Annotated in this window: 9 protein-coding genes; all 9 read right to left on the bottom strand. The window is 69.6% G+C overall.

Features of this window, described 5'->3' with window-relative positions:
- Positions 1-123 precede the first annotated feature (123 nt).
- Genes ABZU72_RS28440 through ABZU72_RS28400 form a run of 9 tightly spaced genes read right to left on the bottom strand, consistent with a single transcriptional unit; the run spans position 124 to position 7132 of the window.
- Positions 124-723 (bottom strand): MarC family protein, encoded by a 600-nt coding sequence (locus tag ABZU72_RS28440; RefSeq protein ID WP_355022126.1) that lies wholly within the window; start codon positions 721-723, stop codon positions 124-126.
- Entirely contained in the window at positions 720-1595 is an 876-nt protein-coding gene (locus ABZU72_RS28435; protein WP_355022125.1) for a PHP domain-containing protein, read from the bottom strand. The genes ABZU72_RS28440 and ABZU72_RS28435 overlap by 4 nt, the downstream gene beginning before the upstream one ends.
- Before the next feature lie 9 nt (positions 1596-1604).
- Positions 1605-2264 carry a DUF6758 family protein gene (locus ABZU72_RS28430; RefSeq protein ID WP_355022124.1) on the bottom strand — a complete coding sequence of 220 codons (660 nt, stop codon included), beginning with the start codon at positions 2262-2264 and terminating at the stop codon, positions 1605-1607.
- Between the two features lie 48 nt (positions 2265-2312).
- On the bottom strand, positions 2313-2867 hold the full coding sequence (locus ABZU72_RS28425; protein ID WP_355022123.1) for a histidine phosphatase family protein: 555 nt from the start codon (positions 2865-2867) through the stop codon (positions 2313-2315).
- Positions 2868-2903: 36 nt separating this feature from the next.
- Entirely contained in the window at positions 2904-3698 is a 795-nt protein-coding gene (locus ABZU72_RS28420; protein WP_355022122.1) for an SDR family oxidoreductase, read from the bottom strand.
- A gap of 9 nt (positions 3699-3707) precedes the next feature.
- On the bottom strand, positions 3708-4742 hold the full coding sequence (locus ABZU72_RS28415) for a MaoC family dehydratase (RefSeq protein WP_355022121.1): 1035 nt from the start codon (positions 4740-4742) through the stop codon (positions 3708-3710).
- A 49-nt stretch (positions 4743-4791) separates the two neighbouring features.
- Positions 4792-5721 carry a glycosyltransferase family 2 protein gene (locus tag ABZU72_RS28410; RefSeq protein WP_355022120.1) on the bottom strand — a complete coding sequence of 310 codons (930 nt, stop codon included), beginning with the start codon at positions 5719-5721 and terminating at the stop codon, positions 4792-4794.
- 32 nt (positions 5722-5753) lie between these two features.
- Entirely contained in the window at positions 5754-6905 is a 1152-nt protein-coding gene (locus ABZU72_RS28405) for a hypothetical protein (RefSeq protein ID WP_355022119.1), read from the bottom strand.
- A 56-nt stretch (positions 6906-6961) separates the two neighbouring features.
- The gene (locus tag ABZU72_RS28400; protein ID WP_008364156.1) at positions 6962-7132 is read right to left on the bottom strand and encodes a DUF5302 domain-containing protein; all 171 of its coding nucleotides are present in this window, start codon (positions 7130-7132) and stop codon (positions 6962-6964) included.
- Positions 7133-7354: the final 222 nt, after the last annotated feature.

Genomic DNA, 7354 nt, shown 5'->3' with positions numbered 1-7354 from the left:
CCTATTGTGGTGGAGGGTCGGCCCCAAGTCCACCAACATAAAGCAAAGGGGCACGGTGTTGACCTCGCGTTTGCGGCCGTTGACCGCCGGGTACCCGGGCCCGAACGTCTCGGACTACCAGCCTCAGGCGTTCGCGATGAAGGTCGTGACCGCGTCGGCGACCATCTGAACGGCGATCGCTGAGAGGAGCAGACCGGCGATCCTGGTGATGAGCAGGACGCCGGACTCCTTGAGGACCTTGAGGATCGGGATGGAGAAGATCATCGCGACCAGGAGGGCGAGGTGGACTACGACTAGCCCAAGGCCCAGCCCGAAGCCGTCCGCGACGGAGTCGACCTCCTGGGTGAAGACCATCGTGGCGACGATCGCGCCGGGGCCGGCCAGGAGCGGGGTGCCGAGCGGCACCATGGCAACGTTGGCTCCGGCGGCGGCGACGGGGTCATCGAAGTTGTCGGTGAGCAGCTCGAGGGCGACCAGCAGCAGGAGCAGGCCGCCGGCGCACTGCAGCGCCTCGAGCGAGATGTGCAGGAAGTGCAGGATCGCCTGCCCGAAGAGCGCGAAGATCGTGATCACCAGGAACGAGACCGCGACCGCGAGGAGCGCCGCCCGGCGCTGCTTGCCCGGGGACTGTCCCGCGGTCAGCGAGAGGAAGATCGGGATCGTGCCGACCGGGTCCATGATCACGAAGAGTGTCACGAACGTGGAGACGAAGATCTCGGTCAACGTACGACCTCGGGGGTGGCTCGTCCGGAGGCGGCCGCGGCTGCGGCGGCGCGCTCCAGGAGCCGCTCGTACTCAGCGGGTGCAGTGGTGTTCACTCCCAGATGGTGACCCACCTTCCCGGTGCCGTGGTAATCGCTGGATCCGGTCACCACGAGGTCGAGGTTGCGGGCGATCACCCGCAGCTTCTCGCGCACTTCCGGGCTGTGATCCTGGTGGTCGACCTCGAGCCCGGACAGGCCCGCGTCGACCAGTGCGGAGAGGGCTGCCTCGTCGGGCTGCTCGCGTCCGGACCGGCCCCAGGGATGGGCGATCACGGTGACTCCTCCGGCAGCGGCGACGGTGCGGATCATCGGCTCGAGCGGGGCCGCGTAGCGGCTGACGTTCGCCGGTTTGCCGGCCCCGAGGTAGCGGTTGAACGCCTCGTCGCGGCTGCGCACGTACCCCTTCGCGACGAGCGCGTCGGCCAGGTGCGGGCGCCCGGAGGCGGCGGCATCACCGGAGACGGCGGCGACGTCCTCGAGCGACACCTCGATGCCGAGGCGCGCCAGCCGGGCCAGCATCAGCGGCAGCCGTCCGTCCCGGCCAGCCAGGATTCGGGCGAGCTCGGCAACCAGCGGCGGATGGGTCCGGTCGGGCAGGTAGGCCAGCAGGTGCACGCTGTGGCCGACGTAGTCGGTGCTGATCTCCATGCCGCGCACCAGCTCGATCCCTGCCTCGGTCGCAGCGGCAGCCGCCTCGTCCCAGCTGTCGGCGGTGTCGTGATCCGTGATCGCGACGACATCGAGGTCCGCGGCCTTCGCCGCCTGGACAAGCTCGGTGGGCGAATCGGTCCCGTCGCTCACCCGCGAGTGAGTATGGAGGTCGATGCGCACCTGCACATCCTAGGGCGACTTCCACCAGGATCCACCCGGGCCTCCGAAGGGCAGCTCGACCATCTGTACGCCCAGGTCGCCGACCTGACGCAGGTGCCAGCCGTCCTGGAGCATCAGCATCGCCGTGGCCGGACGGAAGACCAGCCACAGCCAGCGGCCGGCGGCCTCGCCGACGACCACCGACCGTTCCCACTCCTCGGCGCCGTTGGTCCACTGGGTGATCGGCCACAGCGGCACCAGCTGCCGCTGCCCTGCGACCCGGACCCTCGTCGTGGGCGGGCCGGCACAGGCGTCGATGCCCGGGTCCGGTCCGTCCGTACGCGCGCACCGCGCGCCCAGCCCGACACCGGCCTCCTCGGTGACGACGGTCATCTCGACCGGTCCGTCGTCAGGGGTCACACCCGTCAGCGTGAGCAGCGTCGCCGCGCCCTTGTTCTCGTCGCCGACCACGGCGAGGTCGGCGATCGACCAGCCCGACTCGACCGGCCAGGGAACGTAGGTGGGCACCTCACCGGCCAGCGAGAGGACCTGCACGAGGTCCTCGTAGGAGGCCGCATCGGATCGCCACACCGGCGTCACGACACCATGCTCGGGACACGACTTGCTGCCGCCGGCACCGATGCTCGCCACCGGCGTCGCGCAGCGTGGACAGCCAACCGCAAGAGCCACCCCACAACGGTGACCCGTGGCATCCGTCTGGTCAAGCGTCGGAGGTGACTATGTGTTCCAGTACTTGACGACCGGCTGCCCGTGGTGGGCGTCCAGCATCGAGACGGTCGCGGTGTCGAGCCGGAAGAGCCGGCCCTCGGTGACCGGGAGCCCCAGCCACACCGCGGCCAGGGCGCACAGCGCGTGTCCGTGGGAGAAGACCAGGGTGTCACCGTCGCGCTCGCGCGCGGCCGAGACGACCCGGCCCAGCCTCTCCTGGACGGCGGCCGCGGCCTCTCCGCCGGGGGTCTTTCCGGTCCACAGGCTCCAGCCGGGGTCGGTGCGGTGGATCTCGTCGGTGGTGATGCCCTCGTAGTCGCCGTAGTCCCACTCGACCAGGTCGTCGGTGACGACTGCGTCGGGGAAGCCCGCGAGCTCAGCCGTACGCAGCGCCCGCTGCCGCGGGGAGGTCAGCACCGCGGCGTACTCCCGGTCCTGAAGGCGTGAGGCGAGCACCTTGGCGGCCTCCTCCCCCTCGGGTAGGAGGGGAAGGTCGGTGTGGGAGGTGTGCCGGCCGTTGAGGGACCACTCGGTGGTGCCGTGCCTGACGAGGTAGAGGGCCATGCCCCCATCCAACCAGCCGTCGGCCCTGCCGCTGTCTCACGCCCGAGTGATGAACCGATTGACCTCGCGGACGAGTACGTTGGGCGCCAGGTCGGCAGCAGTCGAGAGCGCTCTGGCCGGGAACCCTACGGTCGTGTGCACCTTCGGCACTCGCCCGCGCAGCCCCTTGCGCGGCTGCGCCATCTCCCAGACCTGGTCGGCGACGTCCTCGACGGTCAGCCGGATGCCCAGGGTCTCGTGGGAGGAGGCGGCGTTGCCGTCGAGCAGGGCGGTCTTCACCCACAGCGGCCAGACCGCCTGCACCCGGATGCCCTCCTTGCGCCACTCCAGCTCCAGCGCCTCGGTGAGTCCGCGCACGGCGTACTTCGACGCGCTGTAGGAGGCGATCTCCGGCTGCCCGTAGATCGCGCTCGCGCTGCAGACGTTGATGACGCCGGATCCGGGCGTGGCCCGGAGATACGGGTAGGCGGTGTGGCAGCCGTTGATCACGCCGTTGACGTTGATCTCGATGGTCTGGTGGTGCTGGGCCAGGTCGACCTCGGCCAGGCGGCCGGCACGCAGGATGCCGGCGTTGTTGACCAACAGGTCGAGGCGACCGCCGGCGGCGGTGGCGAACTCCTCCAGCGCCGCGTTCCAGGACGCCGGGTCGGTGACGTCGAGCGTGCCGCCGATGGCCGAGTCGGAGCCGAGAAGAGCCGCGACGTCGCGGGCCAGGTCGGCGTCGATGTCGTAGATCCCGACGAACCAGCCCTGCGCCGCGAACTTCTCGACGATCGCCTTGCCGATCCCCTGGGCCGAGCCGGAGACGAAGAGTGCCTTCTTCACTGCCATGACGTGTCCTTACGCAGGAATGAGCGCCCAGTAGTCGAGGTCGAGCAGCACCCCGGGGGCGTACTTGCCGTCCTCGCCGCGCAGGGTCATCGACTCGTCGCGGCCCTTGGTGGCGACCAGGCGCAGCCTGAGGGCACCGACACCGGGAGCATCGGTCTCGACTCGGTCGAGCACCTCGGACCAGGCGTAGACGGTGTCGCCGGCGAAGGCCGGAGAGGTGTGGGCGCCGGCGTTGATCGCGGCGACGAGCTGGGCGTTGGCGAGGCCGTTGAACGACAGCGCACGGGCCAGCGAGATGATGTGGCCGCCGTAGACGAGGTTGCGGCCGTCGGGCCGGGCCTCGACGTTGAAGTGCACCTTCGCGGTGTTCTGCCACAGCCGGGTGGCCTGCTGGTGCTCGGACTCGGTGAGGGTGACCCCGTCGACGTGGTCGATCTTCTCGCCGACCTCGTAGTCGGCCAGCCGGTGCGGCTCCCCGGCGGCGGTGAAGTCGTATGAGGAGAAGTCCAGGCCCTTGGGCACGATCAGGTTCTTCGCGTCGACGGCCGCGGCCAGCTCCGGGATCACGGTCTCGGGGGCGGCGGCCTCCTGGTCCCGCTTGTGCACCATCACCCAGCGCGCCCAGTCGATGGCGACCTCGCCGCGCTGGTTGGTGGCGGTCGAGCGTACGTAGACGACGCCGGACTTGCCGTTGGAGTTCTGCTTGAGGCCGATGACCTCGGACTTCGTCGAGAGCGTGTCGCCCGGCACCACCGGCTGGTGGAAGCGGCACTCGGCGTAGCCGAGGTTGGCGACCGCGTTCAGCGACACGTCCGGCACGGTCTTGCCGAAGGCGATGTGGAAGCCGATCAGCTCCTCGACAGGGTGCCGCTCGAGCCCGACGGAGGCCGCGAAGGCAGCGCTCGAGGGCACCGCGAAGCGGGTCGGATAGAGCGACCCGTACGCAGCCCGGTCGCCCTCGGTCACCGTGCGCGGCGTGGCGTGCTCGATGACCTGGCCGACCTGGAAGTCCTCGAAGAAGTTGCCGGGGTTCGTCTTGCTCATCTGCGGCCTCTCGTCGGTGAGTGCGTGGATTACCGGACGGTAACCTAGTTCAGACGATCCCGTGGAGGCGTTCCGGGATGCGTAACAGCGGCTGGTTGCGGAGGTTGTCGATGTGGCCCGGGCCGACGGCGCGGTGCACTCCGTCCTCCTCCCGGACGAGCCTGGCCGGCAGGACCGAGGCCGGGTCGAACTCCTCGACGTCGGCGCTCACCGAGGCGGTCGCGGTGGTCAGCAGGCCAGCCAGATCGTCACCGGAGCGTCCCCACGAGCTGCCCTTGCCGCGACCCACCGCCTTGGCGAGCTCGTTGCGGCGGTCGGCCTGTCGGCGCAGCAGATCCAGGTCGGCGAACTTCATGTGGAGCATGAACAGCCCGGGATCGGGCACGTACGGCGCCTTGACCCCGTGGGAGGCGAGCGTCCACGCGGCCGGCACCCGCTTGACCGACGGCTTGCACATCAACGGCGCGAACTGGGCGTAAGCCCGCTGGCCGACGATCGGCTTGCCGCTGACCAGCGGTCCCTCGACCGCGGTGTGGTGGACGACGTTGAGGGCGAACGGGGCGATCACCCGCTCGGGCCGCCGGGTCAGGTAGTCGGACAGGTTGGCGTACTTCGCGGGGTCCGGGACGAGGAACTCGTCCACGTCGGTGAAGATGACCACGTCGTAGATCCCCAGGAGACCGTGGGCGACCCCGCTGGCCAGGCCCATCCGGCCGGCCTCGAAGTTGCCCTTCCGGAAGCCCGGCAGGCGCTGGACCGTGCACGACAGGTCGTCGGTGGAACCGTCGGTCGAACCGTCGTCGAAGACGATCAGGTTCTCGTGACCCGCCGCCCGGCCGTAGTGGTCGACCCAGCGGGCGAGCATCTCGCCCTCGTCGCGGGCGATGGTGAGCACCGCGATCCGTGGCGGCGCGGCCGACGTGCCGCCCGCCTCCTCGGCGAGTCTGCGACGACGGCGCAGGCTCCAGCTGCTTGACAAAGAGTTCCCCCGAATATGTGTGTGTTGAGGCCCTACGTGCGGACCAGCTCCTCTCGCCGAACGGACCACTCCACGAGGTCGGCCAGGGCGGAGACGGCGCGCGCCGGGGCCTTGCGGCCCTCCCCCGGGTCGATGGCCTCACCAGGGATGGTCGGGTCGGCGAGCTTCTTGTTGAGGTCCGTACGCAGTGCCGCATAGGAAGCCACCGCGGCGTCTCGAACCTGCTTGTCGGTGACCTTGCGCGGGTCGATCCCGCGTACGTCCACAGGAGCCAGGTCATCGAGATCCCCGTGGATGGTCGCGTCCAGACCGCGGAGCTCCGCTGCCTGGTCGCGGGTGAACGATGCCGTCCAGCGCGGTGCCTGGAGCCCGATACGCGGGTCGTCGACCGTCAGCTCCGGCATCAGGCGCTTGCCGAGGACGTGCTTGCGCAGCCCCATCGCCGCCGGGTAGGCCAGGCCACGCCGGTCCAGCTCGGCGTTGAGGCCGCGCAGCACCTCGACGGTCGCCGAGCCGAGGGAGGTGTTCTTCGGCGGCGGGCTCTTCATCCCCTCGGGATCGAAGCCCATCGCCACACCGAAACGCTCCAGCAGCAGGGTCGCCGGGCTGCCCGGAGGCGGCACGGTGACCAGGTGCAGAGGCCCGGCCTGGCCCCACCGCCGGGCGATGGAGACCATGTCCTGCTCGCCCCAGAACCGCTTGCCGGGCCCGGAGCGACGGCGCTCAGGAGAGCCCGGACGGCTCTTGTTGACCGCGGTGAGAAAGTCCGCCCAGGTCCAGTCCACGCCGTTCTGGACGAGCTCCTGCCACATCGACGGGATCTGCCGGTTGATGTCACGCAGCGAGAGCACGATCTCGGGCGTCACGCCCTTGAAGCTCGTCGCCACCCGCTCGACCGTCTCCGGGCCGACCGGCGCCAACAGCTCGACGGAGATCAGCGCAGTGCCGTCCCACTCGTCGACCTCGGCGACCAGGCGGTCCCAGGCTCCGGCGACCGAGTTCCCCTGCGGGTGCTTCCGGCGGCCCTTCACGTCGAGAACGGCCTCGATCTGGTTGCGCCAGCGCGCACCGGGGACCAGGAACCCACGCTCCGCGAGGAGAGCCTTGTTCTTGTACAGGGCACCCTGCAGATATGTCGTCCCCGACTTCATCGCCCCGACATGGAGCACTACGCGGCGCGCCAACTTCTCGTTACCTCTCGACCAGACCGACCCGACACCCCCGAAGGGGCATCGTAGCGTCAGGAGCCGCCGCCACCCGCCTTCCGGCGGTGCATCTTCGGTGCGCCACCGACTACCTCGGACCCGTGCGCCTTCTCCTTGGCCCCGGCACTCTCTGCGTGTGCGTGGTCCTGGTTGTTCTTCTTCTCCAGCGCCTCGCGCATCTTGGCTTTGAGATCGTCGTTGGTCATAGCTCTCCCTGCATCGGCGTTGCTGGATCGTTGGTCGGGTAAACCCCAACCTACGACAACGACAACGACGAAACCTCAGGTTTTCCGGACGAGACCGTAGTTGTGGGCGACGAAAGTACTACTTTCGTCCCGCCGTCCAATCGCCTCCCGCCGCCCAGGCTCAGCCGGCCACGCCCACCAATCCCCTGCCGTCGGTTCCGTCGCAGCTCGGCATGAATCCGC

The sequence above is a fragment of the Nocardioides sp. NPDC004968 genome (assembly GCF_040608935.1).
Taxonomy (GTDB): Bacteria; Actinomycetota; Actinomycetes; order Propionibacteriales; family Nocardioidaceae; genus Nocardioides.
This window is presented reverse-complemented; position numbering and strand designations above follow the sequence as displayed.

Coding starts and splice junctions, on each gene's coding strand:
- ABZU72_RS28420 (WP_355022122.1), bottom strand. CDS start 3,698: ATGGCAGTGAAGAAGGCACTCTTCGTCTCCGGCTCGGCCCAGGGGATC.
- ABZU72_RS28400 (WP_008364156.1), bottom strand. CDS start 7,132: ATGACCAACGACGATCTCAAAGCCAAGATGCGCGAGGCGCTGGAGAAG.
- ABZU72_RS28425 (WP_355022123.1), bottom strand. CDS start 2,867: ATGGCCCTCTACCTCGTCAGGCACGGCACCACCGAGTGGTCCCTCAAC.
- ABZU72_RS28415 (WP_355022121.1), bottom strand. CDS start 4,742: ATGAGCAAGACGAACCCCGGCAACTTCTTCGAGGACTTCCAGGTCGGC.